General features: G+C 50.5%; 18 protein-coding genes. 11 read left to right on the top strand and 7 right to left on the bottom strand.

What is annotated here, in order from left to right; genetic code table 11:
• Positions 1-275: 275 nt before the first annotated feature.
• The 4 genes from ACYVI1_RS06325 to ACYVI1_RS06310 all read left to right on the top strand — a co-directional run bounded on the left by ACYVI1_RS06325 (position 276) and on the right by ACYVI1_RS06310 (position 4,868).
• Positions 276-1,337, top strand: coding sequence for a ScyD/ScyE family protein (locus ACYVI1_RS06325; protein WP_460907917.1), 1,062 nt, complete (start codon positions 276-278; stop codon positions 1,335-1,337).
• Positions 1,338-1,514: 177 nt separating this feature from the next.
• Positions 1,515-2,453: a sugar phosphate isomerase/epimerase family protein gene (locus ACYVI1_RS06320; RefSeq protein ID WP_460907915.1), complete on the top strand. Its 939-nt coding sequence runs from the start codon at positions 1,515-1,517 to the stop codon at positions 2,451-2,453.
• A 133-nt stretch (positions 2,454-2,586) separates the two neighbouring features.
• On the top strand, positions 2,587-3,465 hold the full coding sequence (locus ACYVI1_RS06315; protein WP_460907913.1) for a hypothetical protein: 879 nt from the start codon (positions 2,587-2,589) through the stop codon (positions 3,463-3,465).
• Between the two features lie 2 nt (positions 3,466-3,467).
• Positions 3,468-4,868 (top strand): caspase family protein, encoded by a 1,401-nt coding sequence (locus ACYVI1_RS06310; RefSeq protein WP_460907911.1) that lies wholly within the window; start codon positions 3,468-3,470, stop codon positions 4,866-4,868.
• A 10-nt stretch (positions 4,869-4,878) separates the two neighbouring features.
• Here ACYVI1_RS06310 and ACYVI1_RS06305 read toward each other — a convergent pair whose 3' ends face one another.
• The 3 genes from ACYVI1_RS06305 to ACYVI1_RS06295 all read right to left on the bottom strand — a co-directional run bounded on the left by ACYVI1_RS06305 (position 4,879) and on the right by ACYVI1_RS06295 (position 7,566).
• Entirely contained in the window at positions 4,879-5,289 is a 411-nt protein-coding gene (locus tag ACYVI1_RS06305) for a hypothetical protein (protein ID WP_460907909.1), read from the bottom strand.
• Between the two features lie 262 nt (positions 5,290-5,551).
• Entirely contained in the window at positions 5,552-6,304 is a 753-nt protein-coding gene (locus tag ACYVI1_RS06300) for a LytR/AlgR family response regulator transcription factor (protein WP_460907907.1), read from the bottom strand.
• 101 nt (positions 6,305-6,405) lie between these two features.
• Positions 6,406-7,566: a sensor histidine kinase gene (locus tag ACYVI1_RS06295; RefSeq protein ID WP_460907905.1), complete on the bottom strand. Its 1,161-nt coding sequence runs from the start codon at positions 7,564-7,566 to the stop codon at positions 6,406-6,408.
• A 239-nt stretch (positions 7,567-7,805) separates the two neighbouring features.
• Between ACYVI1_RS06295 and ACYVI1_RS06290 the strand changes: the two genes are divergently transcribed.
• The gene (locus tag ACYVI1_RS06290) at positions 7,806-8,147 is read left to right on the top strand and encodes a hypothetical protein (protein ID WP_460907903.1); all 342 of its coding nucleotides are present in this window, start codon (positions 7,806-7,808) and stop codon (positions 8,145-8,147) included.
• A gap of 317 nt (positions 8,148-8,464) precedes the next feature.
• Entirely contained in the window at positions 8,465-9,925 is a 1,461-nt protein-coding gene (locus tag ACYVI1_RS06285) for a Gfo/Idh/MocA family protein (protein WP_460907901.1), read from the top strand.
• Between the two features lie 75 nt (positions 9,926-10,000).
• On the opposite strand, the gene ACYVI1_RS06280 is transcribed toward ACYVI1_RS06285, so the two are convergent.
• The gene (locus ACYVI1_RS06280) at positions 10,001-10,543 is read right to left on the bottom strand and encodes an RNA polymerase sigma factor (protein ID WP_460907899.1); all 543 of its coding nucleotides are present in this window, start codon (positions 10,541-10,543) and stop codon (positions 10,001-10,003) included.
• Positions 10,544-10,755: 212 nt separating this feature from the next.
• Between ACYVI1_RS06280 and ACYVI1_RS06275 the strand changes: the two genes are divergently transcribed.
• The 3 genes from ACYVI1_RS06275 (at position 10,756) to ACYVI1_RS06265 (ending at position 12,654) form a co-directional block, all read left to right on the top strand.
• Positions 10,756-11,061 carry a (2Fe-2S) ferredoxin domain-containing protein gene (locus ACYVI1_RS06275; protein WP_460907897.1) on the top strand — a complete coding sequence of 102 codons (306 nt, stop codon included), beginning with the start codon at positions 10,756-10,758 and terminating at the stop codon, positions 11,059-11,061.
• A 75-nt stretch (positions 11,062-11,136) separates the two neighbouring features.
• Positions 11,137-11,826 (top strand): YjjG family noncanonical pyrimidine nucleotidase, encoded by a 690-nt coding sequence (locus ACYVI1_RS06270; RefSeq protein ID WP_460907895.1) that lies wholly within the window; start codon positions 11,137-11,139, stop codon positions 11,824-11,826.
• Positions 11,827-11,871: 45 nt separating this feature from the next.
• Positions 11,872-12,654, top strand: coding sequence for a 3-hydroxyacyl-CoA dehydrogenase (locus ACYVI1_RS06265; protein WP_460907893.1), 783 nt, complete (start codon positions 11,872-11,874; stop codon positions 12,652-12,654).
• Positions 12,655-12,766: 112 nt separating this feature from the next.
• On the opposite strand, the gene ACYVI1_RS06260 is transcribed toward ACYVI1_RS06265, so the two are convergent.
• The 3 genes from ACYVI1_RS06260 to ACYVI1_RS06250 form a co-directional block, all read right to left on the bottom strand.
• Positions 12,767-15,814 (bottom strand): TonB-dependent receptor, encoded by a 3,048-nt coding sequence (locus ACYVI1_RS06260; protein ID WP_460907891.1) that lies wholly within the window; start codon positions 15,812-15,814, stop codon positions 12,767-12,769.
• A 272-nt stretch (positions 15,815-16,086) separates the two neighbouring features.
• Positions 16,087-17,004 (bottom strand): FKBP-type peptidyl-prolyl cis-trans isomerase, encoded by a 918-nt coding sequence (locus tag ACYVI1_RS06255; protein ID WP_460907889.1) that lies wholly within the window; start codon positions 17,002-17,004, stop codon positions 16,087-16,089.
• A gap of 93 nt (positions 17,005-17,097) precedes the next feature.
• Positions 17,098-18,051 (bottom strand): fasciclin domain-containing protein, encoded by a 954-nt coding sequence (locus ACYVI1_RS06250; RefSeq protein ID WP_460907887.1) that lies wholly within the window; start codon positions 18,049-18,051, stop codon positions 17,098-17,100.
• A 284-nt stretch (positions 18,052-18,335) separates the two neighbouring features.
• Here ACYVI1_RS06250 and ACYVI1_RS06245 point away from each other — a divergent pair, with 284 nt between their 5' ends.
• Entirely contained in the window at positions 18,336-19,073 is a 738-nt protein-coding gene (locus tag ACYVI1_RS06245) for an isoprenyl transferase (protein ID WP_460907885.1), read from the top strand.
• Between the two features lie 115 nt (positions 19,074-19,188).
• Positions 19,189-21,780 (top strand): outer membrane protein assembly factor BamA, encoded by a 2,592-nt coding sequence (gene bamA, locus ACYVI1_RS06240; RefSeq protein ID WP_460907883.1) that lies wholly within the window; start codon positions 19,189-19,191, stop codon positions 21,778-21,780.
• Positions 21,781-21,884 lie beyond the last annotated feature (104 nt).

Genomic DNA, 21,884 nt, shown 5'->3' with positions numbered 1-21,884 from the left:
ACAGAATTAGCCGTTTGCCTTCCACTTATTGAGTTACGTAATAAGTGCTGATACAGAATAAACTACCCATCCTATGAGCCGACCAAAATGCCTGTAAAAACTGAGCAAACGGCGGATAACCACCAGAAAAGAAATAAAGCTACCGTTCACTAAATAGGTTATAGTCAGCCCTATAAGTTTTGTTTTACTTAGCCTTACAGTACAAATTTACCCTCGCCAATCAGCCGGGCTTTCCGCTAACTCTCTATGTCAAACCTTCCTAACCAGTTCTGATTATGACCATTAACCGCTCGTCAATTCATTCCCTGCTGACCTTAGTGGTCGTTAGCAGTTTCCTCTTCGGCCTCACCGGTTGTACGGTGCTGGACCACCGCTTTCCCAATCCGATGACGTTAACAGCCGCTCAGGGGCCACCGGTTGCCGCCGGGCTTCGCTCTCCGATTGGCTTAGCCGACGACCCAAAAGGAAATCTGTGGGTCACCGAAGCCGGTAGTGGAACGGCTAACGACGGTCAGGTTTCGGTGATTACGCCATCGGGGGCACGATTTCCCGTAATCACCGGCTTCATTTCTGCGCTAAGTCCGGAGAATTCACCCGAAGGGCTTAACCATTTAGCCTATAAGGATGGCAAACTGTATATTTTACACGCCATCACCGATTTTCTCTACGTTGCCGATGTCTCCAGCTTTGTTCCGGGAGTAAGTGCACCCATTGCGGCCGGTTCGCTAACCAGTTTCGACATTGGTACGTTTGTTAAAAACGCCTACCCTAATGCACCTGATCCGAAAGATTCGAATCCCTACAATCTTACCTTTGGGCCGAATGGCGATCTGTTTATTACGGATGCGGGCGGCAATGCCATTGTCCGTCGGGACAAAAACAACGGCAATCTGAGCATCTATGCCATCTTCCCGGATGCGCCAAATCCGACCATGCCGCGCGTAGGACCGCCCACCATCGACCCCGTACCGACTGGCATTGTTTTCGACGGCACAAACTTTCTGGTGAGCACCTTACATGGCTTTCCGTTCCCCCCGGGCATTGCGAAGATTTATCAGGTGAGCGGCACAGGCACGGCCCCAATCACGCCTACTGTCTATAAAGACGGGTTTTCAGGCCTGACCGACATTGTCCTGACGCCCGGCGGCAAACCTTTTGTTACCGAATTCGGATTCACTCCACCCGGCCGGATAGCGACTGGCGACAACCCAGCGACAACGCTGTTTGCTCCGGCCATTACGCCGGTCGATATTCTGTTGAGCACGGTTAATCCTGATACCTATTATGTACTGTATTACGGGCCGGGTATCATCGTAAAATTTACCGCAACGAATTAATAACACAGCAGGATTAGATGCTGTGGATTCTAATTGATTCCTTTGTTTCTATAGTCTCTCATGGATGCTATAGATTCACGGAGAATCAGTTAGAATCCACAGAATTGCTTTTCTCTTGCGAAACCCCGGCTTTTTTGCGTACTTCCGGCCAGTCTCACCTAAACAGTAGGAGTCGGTATGGCCATCTCCCGTCGTTCATTTCTAACCAATAGCGTCGTTGCAGCCGCTGCGCCTGCTTTTGATCATCGTGGCCCCAACGCCGTATCTGCGGCAGCAGCCCCTTCCGGCGGGCGAATTAAATTAGGGCTTTCGTCCTACTCGTACTGGCATTTCAAGACCGCCAAAGTGCCCATCGAAACGGTCATCGACGAAGCCGCCCGGCTGGGTTTCGAGGGAGTCGATATTCTGCACCGGCAAATGGAAGGCGAAGACAACGCCTACCTGCAAAAGCTGAAACGCCACGCTTTTCTGAGCGGTATCGACCTGATTTGTTTGTCCATTCACCAGGGATTCGTGTTTCCTGATGCCGCCGAACGGCAGAAAAATATTGAACACACCCTCAACGGCATCGAACTGGCCTACAAACTCGGCATCCCGTGTATGCGCCTGAACACCGGCCGCTGGAACACCATCAAGTCGTTCGATGAGTTAATGGCGAAGCGGGGTGTTGAGCCGATTCTGCCCGGCCATACCGAAGATGAGGGCTTTAAATGGGTCATCGACAGCATCGAAAAATGCCTGCCCAAAGCGGCTGAGTGCGGGGTTATGCTGGCTCTGGAAAACCACTGGGGCCTGTCGTCAACGCCGGAAGGGCTGCTGCATATTCGCAAAGCCATTGATTCGCCCTGGCTGGGCGTGCTGATGGACACAGGCAATTTTCTGGAAAATCCATATACCAAACTGGAGCAGGTGGCCCCCTACGCGTCGTTTGTGCAGGCGAAGACCTACTATGGCGGGGGCGAATGGTACTCGCTCGACCTCGACTACAAACGCATTTTCGATATCCTGAAGAAAGTAAATTACAAAGGCTACGTTTCCATCGAGTTTGAGGGCAAAGAAGCGGCTGAGTCAGGCGTTCGCCAGAGCCTCGACCTGATGCGAAAGGCAATGGTGTAGCCCGCCCAAGTTGGATTCTGTGAATTCTGCAGTATCAATTAGCATCTACTGAGTCCTCAGAATCAATAAAATAGTTATATTTAGTGAGTTAACGCATCGAACATCGGAATAGCCTCGTACCATACCTCTCTCTATGAACCGTTTGCCTATACTACTGATCGGAATGCTGCCAGCGGCAACCCTCTTCGCGCAAACCACATCGTCGTCTCTGCCCGTTATCAGCGTATTTCAATTCAATGGTGCGGCCACCTATGCCCCCCGCATTACGAGCGCGGTCAATGCGGGCTTATCGTCGTCCAAGCGCGTTCGCCTTGTTGATCGCACCACGTTCGATAGAACGATGAAGGAGTTGCAGTTGTCGGCAACAGCTTCGTTTAGAGACAATACCGTGATTGTTCGGGCAGGACAGCAAACGGGCGCTCAATACGTTCTGGAAGGCAATTTGACATCGGTAAATTTCGACAACCAGCGAATCGGACAAGTCAACCAGCACACCTGCAACATTGAAGCTCAATTGAAGCTAACGGATATTGAAACCGGCGTCAGCGATTTTGCCACCCTGAAGGGTAATTCAATGATAGCGGATAATTCCCGGTCGGCCAACGAAACGCTCCTGCGCTCGTCCCTGAACGATCTTGAAGCAGAGGTGAGGACTTTTGCCCGAAAGAGGTTTCCGGCCATCATGGATTTTCTGGAAGTAACCGAACAGAATGACAAGAAAGGCATTGTTAGTTTCCGGGTTGAGGGCGAAGGACTTACGGCCAAACAGACCGGCAGCGGGGGTGGCATTGCTGATTTTTTTGGCACCAATACCAAAATCAGTATTATCTGTCCCCGCGAAGTGACCCGGACAGACGGCACAAAGCGGTGGGTGCGGGAAGAGGTGGCCCGCGCTAAAATAACGACAGTCGAAGACGGGGGTACGGCTATTTGCAGTGTGACTGACAACGGCAAAAAGCTTCAGGAGTTGATTGCTCAAAAGGCCCGGTTAGTCATAAAAACCATAAACTGACCATGCGCTTCGTTTCTCTGAAACTGCTTGCTGAACGGTGTTTTATACGCTATGTCTCCCAGATATGGCGTATAAAACACCGTTCAGCAAGCAGTTTCGTTTATCAGCTGATTCTGCTGCCGGTTTTGTTCTATAATCCGTTAATGGCTGGCACCGATACGCCCGTAACGGTGGTGTTAAGACCAAAAGCAAGTCCGTTGACCGGCGAAGTCGACCTGACAGCCGCAATGACCGAATCGGTCAACTATTTAGGGAAGCGTAATTTTATCATGGGACGTGATGATGCTTCCTTACGAATCGAGTTTAGCAGTTCGGTAATGGCGTGCCCGGGCCTGTCTTCTTCCGTGCGGCAATACAAACTTAAACTATCGGCCTTCGACAATCAGACGCAGGCATCGATTGCCGAAACAACCATTATCCCAAATTGCAGCGACAGACCAGCCGAGGAGTTGGGACCACTGGCTGTCACTATCTTTTTTACGAACCGGGCTTATGAACGGGCACGCGACGATTTTTTCGATCAAATCCGGCGGCACTCTTTCCCCAAACAGCCAGTAGCATCCCGAACGCAGCCAGCCCCGTTACCTCAGGGAACAACGTCATTGCTGCCGACAACGGACGAGAAGCGGGGCGTTCGGCTCACCGCGCCCGCATCGGGTTCGGCTGCCGCAGCAACCATCCGTATCGGCAAATACCACGCACTCATTGTGGCTGCCCAGCACTATACCGATCAGAAAATCAGCAGCTTACGCCAACCCCTGAGCGATGCTCAAAAACTCAGTGACCTGTTGACGCGCCGGTATAATTTCTCCCCGGCCAATGTCATTTTGCTCAAAGACCCCAGCCGGGAAACCCTGACCGCTACCTTTGAAAAGTTCCTGACAACATTGGGTGAAACCGATAACCTGCTCATCTTTTATGCCGGACACGGTCTGTATGATGAGAAGTTAAAGCAGGGGTACTGGCTGTTGAGCGACGCGCAGCGGAACAACCGGGGCACCTGGGTTTCCAATGCCGACATTCGGGACTTTATCAGCGGTATTCCCACTAAACACACGCTGCTGATTACAGATGCCTGCTTTAGCGGGGGTATCTTCCGTACCCGCGATGCCGGTACGGGTACCGTTACTACTGGTTTTGAGGAACAACTCTACAAATACAACAGCCGTAAGGCGCTCACCAGTGGTAACCTGAAAGAAGTGCCCGATCAGAGCGTGTTTATGGAGTATCTGCTTAAGCGGTTAGAGCAAAACAATAGCCCTTATCTGCCGGTGGGTCAGCTATTTTACTCCTTTAAAGATGCGGTTATCAACAACAGCGTTGTGGGTCAGCTACCTCAGTTCGGCACAATTCAAAACACCGGCGACGAAGGGGGCGAATTCATTTTTGTGCTGAAAAAATGAGTACTGACGGTTACTTCGACGGGGTAACTTGCCAGGTTCCGGTCGATTGACCGCCATCGGCTTTCCAGGTGCCTTTCAGCATGGGGCTGGTGTAGTTACCCGTGAAACTTACTTCATCGCCATCTGATGGGTCGGTATAAGTCGCGCTCAGTTGACCTTTCTGCCAAACAACCGTTTTTAAGCTGATAGGATACCGGTTGCCATCGTCGGGGAGCATAATGACCTGACCCGTTAGTTTTTGGTGGCTGTCCTGGTTGAGCACCAGTTCAAATTTCCCTGAAGACGCGCCTTCGAATGTGCCCGCCCACTTCCCGGCTACTGTTTTTAAGGAATCGTTTGCTGTAGTTGTCGTTTGCGCGCTGGCCGAAAGGAATGGAAGAACGCTCAATGCGACTGACAGAAATACCGTTTTGATCGACATACGTGGTTTTGTTTAATGAATAGTTTTTAGGGTTAAAAGATCCCATTTTGAGCGAAAGGCTGCATGAAATCAATAAAAAAGTGATAACGTTCGCACGCTGACAGAATCTGCTGTTTTTCGGCCTGACGAATAACGGCGATACTAAACTACCGGCTGCCAGGTCGGACACATGCAGAAAATGGCGACAGGAAAGGGCGGTCAATTGGAAAGTAGCCCACTTCAGGGCGAAAGGTCAATCTAATAAGTGTTGATTACTTTTCAACTACTCTACGCCCATTTTCAGGACCCCGCCCACGTCTTTGTGGTATAACCGACCAATGGGCAGCTCCTGTCCGGCAATTTCGACCTGATTGGGTGTATAGGCCGTTATTTTATCAACGGCTACGATAAACGAACGGTGGATGCGTAAAAAACCAGCTTGGGGCAGCATTTCTTCCAGTGAACTGATGCTTTGCTTAACAACCAATGGACGCGCAGATGTGGTGATGATTTTGATATAATCCTTCAGGCTTTCCACGTACAGAATATCGCGGATAAACACTTTGACCATCTTGCGGTCGGCCCGAAAATACAAAAACGCATTTTCGGCTGACGTAGTCGATTGCCGGTCGGTGGGAAGGACAGACAGCGTCTCTGCCTGACCAGATTTAACCTGAATTGGCTCCACCCGCATCACTTTGGAAACAGCCCGCAGAAACCGCTCGAACGGAATTGGTTTAAGCAGATAATCGACCACGTCGAGTTCGTAGCCGTCCAGCGCATAATCGCGGTAAGCAGTTGTGAAAATAACTTTGGGCGGCTGGCGCAGGCTACGCACAAAGTCGGTGCCGAGTAGTTTCGGCATTTTGATATCTAAAAACAGCAGATCGACCGGGGTGGATTGTAAGACACTGAACGCCTGAATGGCATTATGGCATTTACCAACCACTTCCAGATCATCGACCATCTCAACATACGAGTCGATAATCTCCAGCGCGGGCGGCTCATCGTCAACAAGCAGACAACGTATCGGCATATATGTACAAAACCAGTTACTGGTTAGTTGTTATTGGTTGTTAGGCTGTAGTCAGGTAGCTACTCAACTTGACATAATATACTCATAGTCAATAGTATACGTTAACTAATTTCCACTATCTGGCTCATTGGCTGCGGGGCCGTGACGGGCATTGGCGCTACTTCCAGCACGAGCGAAATCATAAACGTCTCGTCTTCGGCTACGATCCGTAACTCATGGCTGTCGGCATAAAGCAACTGCAGTCGCTTTTGCACATTCTGCAACCCGATACCGCCCACATAAGCATCGTCATGGCTGGCGGTTTCGCGGCTATTGATTACTTTGAATTTCAAAACGTTATCCTGAACGGACAGGTCAATGTGCATCCAGGCCTGTTCTAATTGCTCGCTGGTGCCGTGCTTAAAAGCGTTCTCCAGAAACGGCACCAGCAGCAACGGGGCAATTAACTTATTTTCATAGTCGCCGGAGATGGTAATGGACATATCGAGTCGGTCGCCGTAGCGAAGTTGTTCCAGCCCGATGTAATTCCGCATAAAGGCAATTTCTTTCTGTAGCAGCACCGTCGATGCGTTGCAGTCATACAGCATATAACTCAGCAACTCCGACAGCTTCAAGACCACGGCTGGCGAACGGTCGGATTTTTGAAGCGTGAGGCCATAGAGGTTATTGAGCGTATTGAACAGAAAGTGCGGATGTATCTGCGACTTAAGCAGTTGCAGTTCAGCCTGCAATTTCTCCCGCTCAACCTGCTGATAAGCTTCCTGTTTCAGATACCAGACTTTTACCAATCGAATGGCAGCCGCAAAACCGCCAATGGTGGTACCCCCGCGCATACCCGCCATCATGGCAGCCACAAACGAGTTTCTTACCATTGGCGCACCAATACGAAACCGTATCGGGTCGACGAGGGCTATAGAGAGCGTTGCCGATAAGGCCGCTGTAGCAACAATGATAAGGACAAGAGCCATCAGTGCCCAGCCATAGCGGCCCCTGAACACGAAACGAGGCATCAGCCAGTAGATAATGCTATAGGTGAACACCATGTGGGCCGGCATGAACAGAAACGCATCAACAGTAGCTATTCCAATGCCCTTCAGAAAGGCGATGGGCCAGCTTACGCCCTGCCGCAGCAGATAGCCCGCCGGTAGAAAACTGTAGGTGACGGCGAAAAATACAGTCCAGGTCAGCCAGAATAAGCCATGCCGGGCCAGTCGATGACGGGGTTGATTGGAGAAGACAAACTCTTTGGTCAACAGTTGCATACATCAGCCGATTTTTAGTCGAAGATAGACAAACGCAACGGCTTCACACACGAGTCACCAGAATTGTCGACAAACGGCATAGTTGCGTCGCTGAACAGCGGTATTCATGCACATACCACACTGATAGCCAGTAGGCTGTCGTATGATGGCATACCCTTGCTGCCGGGCGATTTTGCCAGCGGCCTGTTGGTAGGGCGACTACTTTTGACACCGTAATCAACCAAAAACACGCACAGACAATGAGCACAATTTCACAACTCCGCTTCGCGCTTATCTGCATTCTATTGGCGGCTTCTTCATTGACGGCATACGCCCAAACGGAACGGGACAGGCTGACCCCGAGCGAGGGATTCTGGGTCGTTGAATCATCCCCCAAAAGCCGTCAGTGTACCGTCCGGTTTTATACGAATGAGAAAAAATTAATTTATGAAGAAACCGTGAACCGCGCCTTAAAACTAACGCGCCGACAAACCAAACAGCAATTGAACATAGCCCTGGAACGCGCTATGTTTGTCTGGAATGCCACCCATCAAATCCCAACCGATCGCCAATGGGTAGCAGCCCAGTTCGACAGGAAATAAGCGTGGTGTAGTGAGCAACTAACAGTCCCATTTTTTAGCGGGCCTTTGATCTCAATAGTCGCTGCCGGGCTACAACGTACCCACTTTAGTTGCCCGGCAGTTTTAAATACGCTGGTATGAGGAGCAGTAAGTTCACCTGCTGAAAATTGACGTATTGGGTTACTTCGTTTTGATCGGTGGGAGAACTACCCGAATACGTTTCGTAACTCAAATCTGCGTTAGTCAATTAGCCGAACGACTCCGAAGCGAGGTGTTAACGCGAACCGGGTAAAATCCTCTGCAAGCTTACTTTTGTTTCCAAACTATTTTGGAACTCTATGCAAGCTAACAGACGCACGTTCATAAAAAGCCTGTCGGTGGCTTCGGCCCTGGCGGCTACCGAAGGCATGGCTAAACCCTTCGGATTTCCGGCCTACATTCCAAATTTTAAAAAGGTTGCTCCGAACGATAAGATTCGCTTTGCTACCATTGGCATGGGCATTCAGGGCAACTTCGACACAAAAGCAGCCCTGCGTAATCCCGATGTCGAATTGGTGGCAGTAGCAGACCTGTATACCGGACGACTGGAGACGGCCAAAACGGTTTTTGGTAAAGACAAGGACCTCTTTGCCACCCGCGACTTCCGTGAGATCCTGACCCGGCCCGATGTTGATGCCGTTCTGGTCGTTACCCCCGACCACTGGCACGACCACGTTACCATTGCGGCCCTCAAAGCGGGCAAGCATGTATATTGCGAGAAACCGATGGTGCAGCATCTCAACGAGGGCAAAGCGGTGATTGATGCGTGGAAAAAATCGGGCAAAACCATGCAGGTGGGCAGTCAGCGTATCAGCAGCGCGTCGTTTCAGGAAGCCAAACGGCTCGTACAGGCAGGCGAAATTGGAGCCATTAACTACATCGAGTCGAACAACGACCGCTTTAACGCCATTGGGGCCTGGAATTATTCGATTCCGCCCGATGCTTCGCCCCAAACCCTGGACTGGGATCGGTTTCTGGGCGATGCCCCCAAGCGCCCATTCGATGCCAACCGGTTTTTTCGCTGGCGCAACTACCGCGACTACGGCACGGGCGTAGCGGGCGACTTGTTTATTCACCTCATTACGGGCGTCCATTTCGTGACGAATTCGCTGGGGCCAACCCGGATTTTCTCGTCGGGCAACCTCGCCTACTGGAAAGAAGGCCGCGACGTGCCCGACGTGATGACGAGCCTGATGGATTACCCCAAAACCGACCAGCACGAAGCCTTTCAGATGGTGTTGCGGGTGAATTTTGCCAACGCCGGCAAAATCAGCAACGTTACGCGCATTATTGGTAATGAAGGGCAGATCGAGTTTTCGGAAGAAAATCTTATTATGACCAAAAAGAAACTACCCTTGGCGCCGGGCTACGGCAACTACGACAGTTTCTTTACGTTTACGGAGCCGGTGCAACAGGAATTCGTGAAGCAGTATGATGCCAAATACCCGCCCGATACCCGCAAGGCTGAGCCGGTGAAAGAAGTGAAGTTTGAGGGACCTAAAGACGACGATGCTCACGCCAAACACTTCGGCAATTTTTTCGAGAACATCCGCGCGGGGAGTCAGGGAACTGTTGAGGACCCCGTGTTCGGCTTCCGGGCGGCCGCTCCGGTACTGGCCTCTAACCAAAGTTATTTCGAGCAGCGGGTAATTCATTGGGATCCCGTCACGATGACGCAGAAGGATCCGGCAGCAAAAACAACTGCTACTCCGAAAAAGAAAACGCTGGCATCGGCAAAAACAACCAGTAAAAAGTCATAATTCGCCTGAGCAAATCCCTAAGCTCCTACCGACGGCCCCAGTTGGGCGTAGCCTGCAGGGGCTTAGGGGGTTTGCTTATGTAGCCTGCTGCCGTAACTGCTGCATTGCCGTCCGCAACTGTTGCCGGGCTGTTTCGACTGGCAGGCCGATTGAAGTCGCTGCCTCTTCGGGAGTGCAGTTGTTAAAAAGTACAGCATCGAGCAGTTCCTTCAGCCGGGCCTTATCCGTTACGTCTGTACTCGTAGTTGGTGGTGGAGTCGCCCTATACGTTTGCAAAGTCGAACTGACAACTTTTCCAGTTGTGGTAAACTGAAACACGGGAGCCGAAAGTGGCCCGCCCTTCTCCAGCGAGTCAATTGCTATGCAGCGGGCAATAGTCAGCAGCCACGTAAACAGGGGTTGTTTATCGGGCTGGTATTGGTCTATCTGTGAACGTACTTTCCGGAACGTCGTTTCCAACAAAACGACGGCCTGTGTTTTATCCGAAACAATTTTGGTGATATATCCCAGTAAAACAGCCGCATACTGATCGTAAAGGGCGGCAAAGGCGACGTGGTTATCTGCTTTAAGCCCGCTCAGTAGTTCTGAGTCATAACGTGTAGGAGTATAAGGACTCATGATAAGGGAGGAAGCAATTAAATAAGTTCAGGCGGCAAAGCCAGAGCTATTTACGAAGCAGACAGCTACGCACTAAGAACTTAATGTTACTTATTTAGTTTAGTTAATTTTTTATTCGGTAGGTAATTATGTGACTTTAGCAAGGAGTTGGCCGAGTCGTGCTACTCTCAGCGGGTTCGTGCTTATCTTTGAGAGCGAATTAATTTGACCTCATGAAATACAAAAAGCACGTTTTTATTTGTACCAATCAGAAAGCAGCCCCCAAAAAATCGTGTGGCGAAGCACACGGTACCGAGTTGGTCGATGCCTTCAAAGCGGCCCTTGCCGAACGCGGTTTGCTAAAAGAAATGCGGGCGCAGCGCACGGGTTGCCTGGATGCCTGCGCCTTTGGCCCTACGCTGGTCGTTTATCCCGAAGGCACCTACTACGGCAATGTGCAGTTAGCCGACGTTAATGAAATTGTGGACAGCCACCTGGTGAACAATCAGCCCGTTGAACGACTTAAGCTGGAGTTTTAAGTCAATAGTGGTTAGTCAACAGTATTGATGGCTGTTGACTAACCACTATTGACTGACGACTGACCACTACGCTATATGTACAGGCATCTTTTCTTCGATCTCGACCACACACTCTGGGATTTTGACCGAAACTCGGCGGAGTGCATTGCTGAGTTGTTCGATACGTTTCGGCTGGCCGACGTGGGCATTGCATCAGCGGCCGAATTTAGTGATCACTTCATCGCCATAAACCGAAAATTGTGGTCCGACTACGATAAGAATCTCATCGAACACAGCTATATCCGGCAACACCGGTTTCCGATGGTGTTTCGGGCACTGGGTGTCGATGAATCGGTAGTTCAGGCTGATCTCAACGTTGAGTACCTGAATTTACTACCCCGCAAAGCCCATCTCCTGGAGTCGGCACGGGAGATTCTGGATTACCTGCAGGGCCGCTATACCATGCACATCATCACAAATGGTTTTGCCGACATTCAGGGCCTGAAGATGGAGAGTGCCGGTATTGGGCATTATTTCACGAATATTATTACCAGCGAGAATGCCAATGCCAAAAAGCCGGACCCGCGGGTATTCCAATATGCGCTCGAAATCAGTGGGGCTGCCCTGGCAGAAAGCCTGATGATTGGGGATAATTATGAAGCCGATATTCTGGGCGCGAAAGGAGCGGGCCTAACGGCTGTTTTTTATAATCCACAGGGCCTTGTTGTCGATGATAAACCTGCGTATGACATCCGCCACTGGAAGGAGTTGATGGCCATTTTGTAAGAAACAGTTTCAGATTTTAGTACTCTGGAACGTGAATCCTGACACATGAACCTAACAAACGCAACGGCAATCGTTACCGGAGGAGCATCCGGCTTAGGTGAGGCTACAACGCGCCTGCTGGCCGCAAACGGAGTTAATGTTGTTATTCTGGACCTGAACGACGATCGCGGCAACGCCCTGGCCAACGAGTTAGGCGGTACTGTACGCTTTCACAGAACCAACGTTACCGACGAAGGCGACGTGCAGGCGGCCATTAATCTGGCCATTGAAACCTTTGGTGGGTTGCACATCAACGTCAACTGTGCGGGCATGGCCGAAGCCCGCAAAACACTTGGCAAAGTCGACGGCATGTATGGCGCCCATTCGCTGTCAGCCTTTCAGAAAGTCATTTCAGTTAACCTTATCGGTACGTTCAACGTCATTCGACTGGCGGCTTTGGCCATGGAACAGAACGAGCCGAACCGTAGCGACGGTGAACGGGGAGTAATCATTAATACAGCGTCTGTTGCGGCTTATGACGGGCAGATGGGACAAGCGGCTTATTCGGCCTCGAAAGGCGGCATTGTGGGCATGACGCTACCCATCGCCCGCGACCTCGCCCGCTCAGGCATCCGCGTTATGACCATTGCGCCGGGTCTGTTCGAGACGCCCCTGCTCGCTGGTTTACCCGAAGAGGCCCGGCTGTCGCTGGGTCAGCAGGTGCCGTTTCCGTCGCGGCTGGGTCGGCCAGCCGAGTATGCGATGCTGGTCAAAAGCATTATCGAGAACCCCATGCTGAATGGTGAAGTGATTCGGCTGGATGGCGCGATCCGGATGGCGCCGAAGTAATTACCTGGGTCCGCTAAATCGGTTACACAAAACGAGTCGCCCCATGGGGCGACTCGTTTTGTGTAACCGATTTAGCGGTCTTTTGCAGACCGTTTAGGGTTGGGTTGCATAATTAAAACGTGAAATTCAAGCGGGCGAACAGGAACCGGCCATTCTGCCCGAATTGCGATGTATTCCTTGAATAAACGAATTGGTTGGCATTTGAGAGGTCAACAGATTCTGGTGTTGCTTTATAAGCTACTTTACCATTTGAATCTAAACCACTTGCAGTAGTAAGGGATCCACTCACGATATTGGTTGGTCTTTTTGCCGATACAGGGCCGTAGTTTTTGTCAGGGTAAATATCGAAGAGATTGTTTGCCCCAACAACAAGTTTCAGGATGGGACTGATTTGGTAGCCAACCGAGAAATCAGTAATTACTTTAGCCCCCCAGACTGGATGCTCGTTTTCAAGTGCCTGTCCGTTCACAACAATGGCACCAATCAGGCCATCGCCATTGACATCAACCGTGTTGGGGTCAGTGACCTTACCGAAATAGATGTTTCTCAGGAAGAAATCAAACTTACCGGCGGTTAGCGTATTGCTCAGGTTGAATTTAACTCTGGGCACCGCTTCCTGCAAATACACCCGCGACATTTCGGAATAGTACCGGTTAATCTGGCCATTCTCCGCCAAAATCTGGGAAGCTTTGATGGCGCCAACCTGTTTCGTTTGCGAAACCGTACCGGCTAAATCACTCTTCAACGAAACGCCCTGTCCAAACGTCGCTTTGTGCGAAATCACTAAGTCGATCCCTTTTGATTCTGTGTCAATAGCATTGGCAAAGAACGTAGCTGCCGTAGCGTTGGCCTGGTCGAACAATTGTTGCAGCGTAAGGGCCGAGCCGGTTACGGTACCAGCCGGCCTTGAAAACTGGTCGGTCAACACAACCCGGTCGTTAATGGCAACGAAATAACCATCCACCGTAATGGTTAAATTGGCAGCCGGGAGTTTGGCCGTGAAGCCGGCGCTAAAGCTCTTCGATTCTTCCTGCTTCAGTTGCGGAATGCCCAGTAACTTAGCGGCCTGAGACGCATTGCTGAACGTTCCTACTTCAAATGGCACACCGCCAACGAATTGTGTAGCGGTAGAATTGAAATAGATTTGGTGCAACGACGGTGCCCGGAAACCGGTTGAGGCAGCCCCGCGAATGTTGATGTTATTGGTCAATTTATAGCGGGTAGCTATTTTGACGTTGGTGGTGCTGCCGAAATCCGAATAATTCTCGAAACGAACCGCCCCATTCAACAGCCATTTGTCAGTTACATCTAATTCAGTATCAACATATAAGGCCACACTTTGGCGGTTAGCATCGTTCGTGGCCCGATCATTTTCCGGTCTGAAGCCAGGAAACACCTGCGAACCACCCGGACGGCCCGCACCAAAGAAATCAGCCGGTGGCGTTTGGGTCGATGTCGTAATCACACTTCCATTTACATCATAGCGTGCCCAGGAATTCTCGTCTCCCGCGTTGATTTTGAATGATTCAAAACGGGTTTCAGCGCCAAACGCCAGGTTCAGGCCCGACAGCACGTCAAATTTGCGGCTCAGGTCGAGGTTGATGGTGTTTTGTTTGAAGTTTAGCCCACCCGCATCGAACACCGTTGGCGACTTGCCTAGCAGGGTGGCATTTACGGTATTTTCTACACCATAATTAAAGGTGTTCGAGCCAAAGGTATTGCTCAGGTCATACGTAAAGGCCCCTAATTTCCCACGAAAACCAGCGGCTATCGACGCGTCCAGAATTTCAGAATGAATTTCGGGCAGGAAACCATTAACAAATATAGGCGTATAGGCACGTGCCTGATTGGGTCGCCGATAGAAGCCAGCCGCATCACCGGTCCGTCGGCCATACCCCCCAAACGCATAGAACTCGTGGTTCTGGTTAATGGGAATAGCCGAATTGGCGAAGAACTGAATGCTTTGTAGATTCGATTGCCCCACGCGCATGTTGAAATCGCTCCGGGTTAAGCCACGGGTCGTTAATTCGTTTTCGGTGGCATCAGCCCCCAGAATTGTCCGTAATTCTGTAAGGGTGCTTGCTCCTGCAATACTTGCCTGGGTAGGCGCATCGAAATAACTAACACCCAATGCGCCTTTCTTGATGGCGGCTATGTCGGCAGGAAGCGTATTTAGATTACCTCCCACCTTTTGGGTGCTGTATTCAATGGCATTGTAGCGGTTGAAAATATCGCCTGTTGTTGGCAGCGCACGGCTTGTTGCATTTCGCATCTGCGCTGAAGCGGTAAGGTTGATGAACCCCGCTTTAGCAATACGAACGCCATAGTTAGCATCAATCTGAAAATTACCGCCATCGACGCCCCCTTTAAAGTTATTGGCCCCTTGCGAAAAATTACCACCGCCATAGAGCGATAGGGCTAACTTACTGGTAGCCTCTTTCATTTTTACGTTGATGATCCCGGCAATGGCATCAGATCCATACTGAGCAGCCGCCCCATCGCGCAACACTTCTATTTTATCAATGGCATATGCCGGAATCGCATTTAAGTCGGTGCCGACCGAGCCACGGCCCGGTGTACCGTTCACGTTTACTAAGGAGGACGTATGGCGTCGTTTGCCATTCAGCAATACCAGCACCTGGTCTGGGCCTAATCCTCTTAGCTGGGCCGGGTCGATGTGGTCCGTACCATCGGCTACGGTTGAGGTGTTTGACGTAAACGAGGGCGCTACTACGTTCAGAATCTGGTTCAGGTTGTTTTGCGGAGCCTGGGTTGTTAATTGCTGAATGCCAATAACATCGACTGGAACGGGACTTTCGGTTTTAACCCGGCCACCCCCTCTCGAACCCGTCACAACCACTTCGTCTAAGGCAGCCGTCGATTCTGAAAGTGCAATATTCAGGGTTTCAGTGGCCTTAACGGTGACATCGACCGTTTGCGTTTGGTAGCCCACGAAGCTGACCGCCACTTTATACGTACCAGCATCCAGGTAAAGGCTGTAATCGCCATTGGCATCCGTGCTACTGCCTTTATTGGTGGCAGCAACTCGAATGGATACACCAGGCAGGATTGTGCCTGTTGCGGCATCTGTTACGCGGCCCCGGATGCCCTGAGCCAGTACTGTAGTAATTGTGAGCAGCCAGAAGCCGGTGCTCAGCATAAAACGGGTAGATTTACAATTGTTCATAGGTGTAATTTTAACAGGATTCAACTTAGACGAATAGTTGACCTGCATGTAACTACACCATATAATATTCTATCAAAATTGGCCTTTTCCGAATAATAAATAATAAATCTCCTTAATTTAATGCTATTTTATTCTGAGACGATCGTTCTCAATTGCCCATAGTATCCTTCGCAACGAACGAGCAAAAAAAAGACCTGCGGTTGCAACCGCAGGTCTTTTTTTGCTCGTTCGTTATCTGGTTGGTTCTATTGTACAGAAACCAATTCTATATCGAATCGCATGGGTGAGTAGGGTGGAATAACATATACACCGTTTCGGGCGCTACCCGCAACACCATACCCAATTTTAGAGGGAATAATAAGCGTTGCCTTCTCGCCAACTTTTAGTTTAGCCAGGCCCTCATCAAAGCCGGGAATAGACTTTCCTATCGTAGTAGGATAAGTGCCCGTGCCCGTGCTGTCGAAAGCAGATGCCGACCGTAGTAACCGCCCATTATATTTTACAATCAGTGTTTGGGTAGCCGTTGGTGATGCCCCCAGGGTATTGTTAACTGTTTTGATGAACCGTAGTCCACTGGTTGTTAGCTCGGTGGGTGTTAGCTTATTGGCCGTCAGATACTCATTAATTTGCTGGTCTTCGGTGCGCGCCCGTTTCAGGGCTACATCGAATCGAACGGGTGAATTGGCCGGGATCACATTATCCGTCGTTGCCTGGTCGCCAAAAGCCAGGTTAGACGGCATCAGCAACGTAGCCTGTTCGCCCTCGCGCATCCGTAATATACCCTCCTCCAAACCCGGTTTCAGCGAACCCGGGAAAAATGGATAAAACGTTGACTTCGTGGCATAGGTTGTATCGACCAGTTTGTCGGTAACTGTCGTATTGCTACTATTGCTGGGTCCGAGGAGCACGTATAGTTTGTAGCTGAATTCGAGTTCCTGACCATAGGCCGGTGTTGCTGCGGTTGCCAACCCTGGTTTAGTCGGCACGTAATAAAGACCCGTCGATGTTGCCGTACCCGATAGCCCCTTGCTGGCAGCATAGCTTCTGATATCGTCCTGATTGGCCTGCGTGGCATTGTTGCCGGGATCAACGATATCGGTCTTGCATGACGTCAGGCCGCTGATAATCAGTGCCCCTAAAATGAAATAGTGAAATTTACCCATGAAAATTAAAGTAATGAAATCCTAAATACTACTACGCTTGCTGACCCACATTTGTGGCAAATGGTTGGTTATCCGCTGAAATTTTTTACCCGGTTAGGGTTGCAGCACCTGATCGATCACGTGAATGACGCCACTATTCGCCGGCAAATCAGTTGGTTTGATTGCCGTTCCCGCTGCGTTTTTAGCGCCTTTCACCATTGCCTGATTTGCCGTAACCGTAACGACTAATCGACTCCCACTCAACTGCGTATTGAGGCTACCAGCCTGAAATTGATTCGAGAATGTTATCCCCGGCACAATGTGATAGGCCAGCAGGTTGGCCAGCGTTTGTGAATTGGCCGCATTGATCGCTGCCAGGTCTTTATAGCCCGCCGACTGAAACGCAGCATTGGTCGGGGCAAACAAGGTTATCAGATTCGTTGACGCTGTGTTCTGCAGGGTTGGCAGCAGCAGTTTATCAACAGTGCCGGCCCGATTAATGGCCGCCAGCAGAAACGTCAGATTTGGATTAGTCTGTATGGTCGTCAGAAAACTGCCGGTTGCGGGCGTCAGCAGCCGGTCGATGCTATGCACATACCCGTTGGCAACGCCAATATCCACCTGGGTCAACTGGGCATTGTTAATGAACATAGCGCCCGTATTTGCTTTCGTTAAAAAGGCCACCCCCCGGCTGGCCGTCTCGACCGAATTTAGCCCGGCCGGAATGGTTGTTGATTGAACAGATCCATACAAGACATGGTACATCAACATAGCCCGGAGTTGCTCTTTTGGTAAAGCTTTTATGGCTGCATCAGTCGTTAGGCCCGCTGCCTGAAAGGCTTCGTTGGTTGGCGCAAATAAGGTCAGGTGGGCACTCTTCAGTGCGTCACCAATTTCTGCATAGGCAACGGCGGCTGCCAGCAAACTGAACCGACTGTCCTCCAGAATCCGGTCAGAAATGGTTTGGGGAGTTGCTATGGCATCATCGCTTTTCTGACAGCTAAGTGACCCCAGCAGCAGAACAACCACAAAAATCCGGCTCAGAACCGACGCAAAAGATGTACGCATAGTACGTAACCAATAAGATGACAGGTTTACACCAGAAAACGTACTCAGCCAGTTTATGTTTTCTTGGCGTAAAGATACGGAGCGCAAACCAGTTAGGCAGTATACGGGTTTACAGGTGTAGGCTGAGTTACGCTTCTTCGACCGGATTATAGCCTGGTAGTCCGGTAATCTTGTCCGGGTAAAAGAATTTGTCTCATCCTTCGTATTCGCATATCGGTCAGTTACTGAGTAAATTTTCGTATCTTCGCGGTCTTGTTAAATCTTGTTAAAACACCCCGATTGGGATGAAGGAACACATAGACCCGAGCAATCTGCCTCAGCACATAGCCGTTATCATGGACGGAAACGGCCGCTGGGCTAAAAAGCAGGGAGCCGCCCGGGTGTTTGGTCACCGAAATGCCATTAAGGCAGTGCGCGAGGTGACGGAAGGATGCGCTGAATTAGGGGTGAAGTACCTGACACTCTACGCCTTTTCGACGGAGAACTGGAATCGCCCCAAATATGAAGTAGATGCCCTGATGACGTTGCTGGTGCATACGATTCGGGGTGAAATTAAAACGCTGATGGACAACAACGTGCGGCTGACAACGATTGGCCACACCGAAAGTTTGCCCGCCGACTGCCGGAACGAACTGGCTGAGGCTATGCGCGAAACCAGCGGCAACACAGGTCTGACCTTAGTGCTGGCCCTGAGCTACAGTGGACGATGGGAAATTCTGGAGGCCGTTCGGCAATTGGCCACAGACGTGCGCGATGGGAAGCTAACCCCGGATCAAATTAGTGAAACCGTATTTGGGCAGTACCTCACCACCGGCGGCATACCCGATCCCGAACTGATGATTAGAACCAGTGGTGAGATGCGTATCAGTAATTTCATGCTTTGGCAACTGGCTTATTCTGAGCTCTATATGCCCGATACACTCTGGCCTGATTTCCGCAGGGAACATTTATACGAAGCTATTTTGAGTTACCAGCAACGCGAACGCCGATTCGGCAAAACCAGCGAACAATTAGTTAAATAACCAGGAGCGACTGGAAAAGTAAGGGACGTGCCGCCTAAATTTAACGGATCTGACTTACAACCTTATCGATCTGAATCGAATCCTGACGATCAACAACATAAGATCTACCAACATTTTGGAACACCGTATAAAAGTCATCGTGGGAGCCGTTTATCTGCTCGTCAGTCTGTTGCCTGCTTCCGTTCTGGCGCAGGTACGTGTAGGCGTTGGCGTACCCAGCACTACCCCCACCGAAACGAATGACCTGCTCAACTACGCCAGCCCCAAAGAATATGAAATTTCCGGGCTAACCGTGACGGGCACCCGTTACTTAGACCCTAATTCATTAGTTTCCCTGGCAGGCCTGAAAGTGGGTGATAAAATTCGCATTCCGGGCGAGGCCATCGGGTCGTCGGTGCGGAAGTTAATGGAATCCGGTCTGTTGGATAATGTCGAGTTGTTTTCCACCAGCGCCACCGATAATAAAGTAGCCCTGATGTTTCGGGTACAGGAGCGGCCCCGGCTGTATCGGGTTAATTTTCTGGGCGTCAAAAAAGGCGAACAGGATCAACTGAAAGATAAGATAAAGCTCAATCTGGGTAAAATCGTGACGAATACGATCACCAAGAATACCCAGATGGCCGTGCGGAAGTTTTTCGTGGACAAAGGCTACCTGAACACGAAAGTCAAAATCACAACCATCCCCGATAGCGCCCGCAACAACGCCACCATGCGTGTGCTGGTCGACAAAGGCCAGAAAGTTAAAATTGCTAAAATTAACTTTGAAGGCCTTACCGAAGTCGATGAATCGGCCGTGCGGATGAAGATGAAAGGCACTAAAGAGAAACGCTTTGGCCGGTTGTTCACACCCTCGAAATTCGTTCCTAAAAAATACGAGGAAGACAAGCAGAAACTGCTCGACTATTACAACAAACTCGGCTACCGCGACGCCACCATCGAACACGACACGATCATTAATAACGGCGGCAACATCATTAGCATCAACATGAAGCTGAACGAAGGTCGTCAGTATTACTACCGCAAGATCGACTTTTCGGGCAATTATCTGTACACTGCCGACCAACTCCGTTCGGTGCTGGGCGTAACCAAAGGCGATGTGTATAATCCCGACGATTTGGAGAAGCGAATGAACGGCAATCCAGGCCAGGATTTAAGTTCGCAGTACATGGACCTCGGCTACCTGTATTATAACGCACAACCCATCGAAAAAGCCATCGATGGCGATTCCATCGACCTCGAAATCCGTATTTTTGAAGGCAAGCAAGCCACCATCAACCGGGTTATTCTGAACGGCAACACCAAAACCAGCGACCACGTGGTGATGCGTACCATTCGGACGTTGCCCGGCCAGAAGTTCTCAAAAACGAACCTGATTCGTACCCAGCGCGAACTGTCTACGCTCGGTTATTTCGACCCCGAAAAAATTGGGATTAACCCCGTGCCACAGAACGATGGAACCGTTGATATTGAATACACGGTTGAAGAAAAACCCTCTGACCAGATCGAGTTATCAGGCGGCTGGGGCGGCTACGTGGGCTTCGTGGGAACGCTCGGCCTAACGTTCAATAACTTCTCGGCCCGCAACATCCCGAACTTCAACGCCTGGCGGCCCCTACCGGCTGGCGACGGCCAACGGGTGCAGTTGCGTTTTCAGGCAAACGGCAGTCAGTATCAGGTATATTCGCTGTCGTTCACCGAACCCTGGCTGGGAGGCCGCAAACCCAATGCACTGTCGGTAAGTGCCAGCCATACGGTCTATAAATCGTTCTACGACCCGTTAGACCCCTATAGTCTTTACCGCTCGCTGAAAGGACGAAAACCAAGTGGCTCGTACACCAACACTGCCATTACGATTGGTCTGGGGCGGCAGTTGAAAGTACCCGACGATTATTTCTCGCTGACTAATTCGTTATCGTACCAGCGTTATGATTTGAACAACCTCGATTTGTTCTATATCGGTTATAAAGATGGCATATCGAACAACATCACCTTCAACACCACGCTGGCCCGTAATAGCATTGATAACCCTCAGTTTCCACGTAATGGTTCGTCGTTCTCGCTGAGTGGTTCGTTTACCCCACCCTATTCGGCCTTCCGCAAAACAACCGTATCCGAGAAGCCGGAGGATAAATTCAAGTTTGTGGAGTACCACAAATGGATGTTCGATGCCAGTTGGTTCCAGACGGTTTTTGGTAAGTTGGTGTTGAACACCCGCGCCCACATGGGTTTTCTGGGTAACTACAACAAGCGTACAACCATCGGGCCATTCGAGCGGTTTGTGCTGGGCGGCTCAGGGTTGGCTGGTCAGGGGCAATTTGCGCTGGCACAGGACATTATCGGTTTACGGGGTTATGATGATCGCAGCGTGTATACGGCCGATTATGACCGCGCTACCGATGCCAATTCCCGTAGTCAGGGAGGGGTGGTCTACAATAAGTTTGTGGCTGAACTGCGCTATCCGGTTTCATTGAATCCATCGGCTACCATCTTTGTGCTGGGCTTCGTTGAAGCGGGGAACAACTGGGGCAGCTACAAGCAATATAATCCGTTCGACCTGAAGCGGTCAGTTGGTTTCGGAGCGCGTATTTTCATGCCAGCCTTTGGGTTGATTGGAATTGACTACGGCTACGGTTTCGACAAAATTCCGGGTATTAAAGACAAGGCATCGGGGCAGTTCCACTTCACCATTGGCCAACAGCTGAGATAAGATTTAGGCAGGAAAAGCGTTTTAAGGTTTAAACCTAAAAGGTCTCTAAAACGGTTTAGGTTTCCTGACAATCAATCACTTCCTATAAAAATTGACTGGCCACC

The organism is Spirosoma areae, assembly GCF_054781775.1.
The sequence above is the reverse complement of the archived record's forward strand: the minus strand, read 5'-3'. Positions and strand labels throughout refer to the sequence as shown.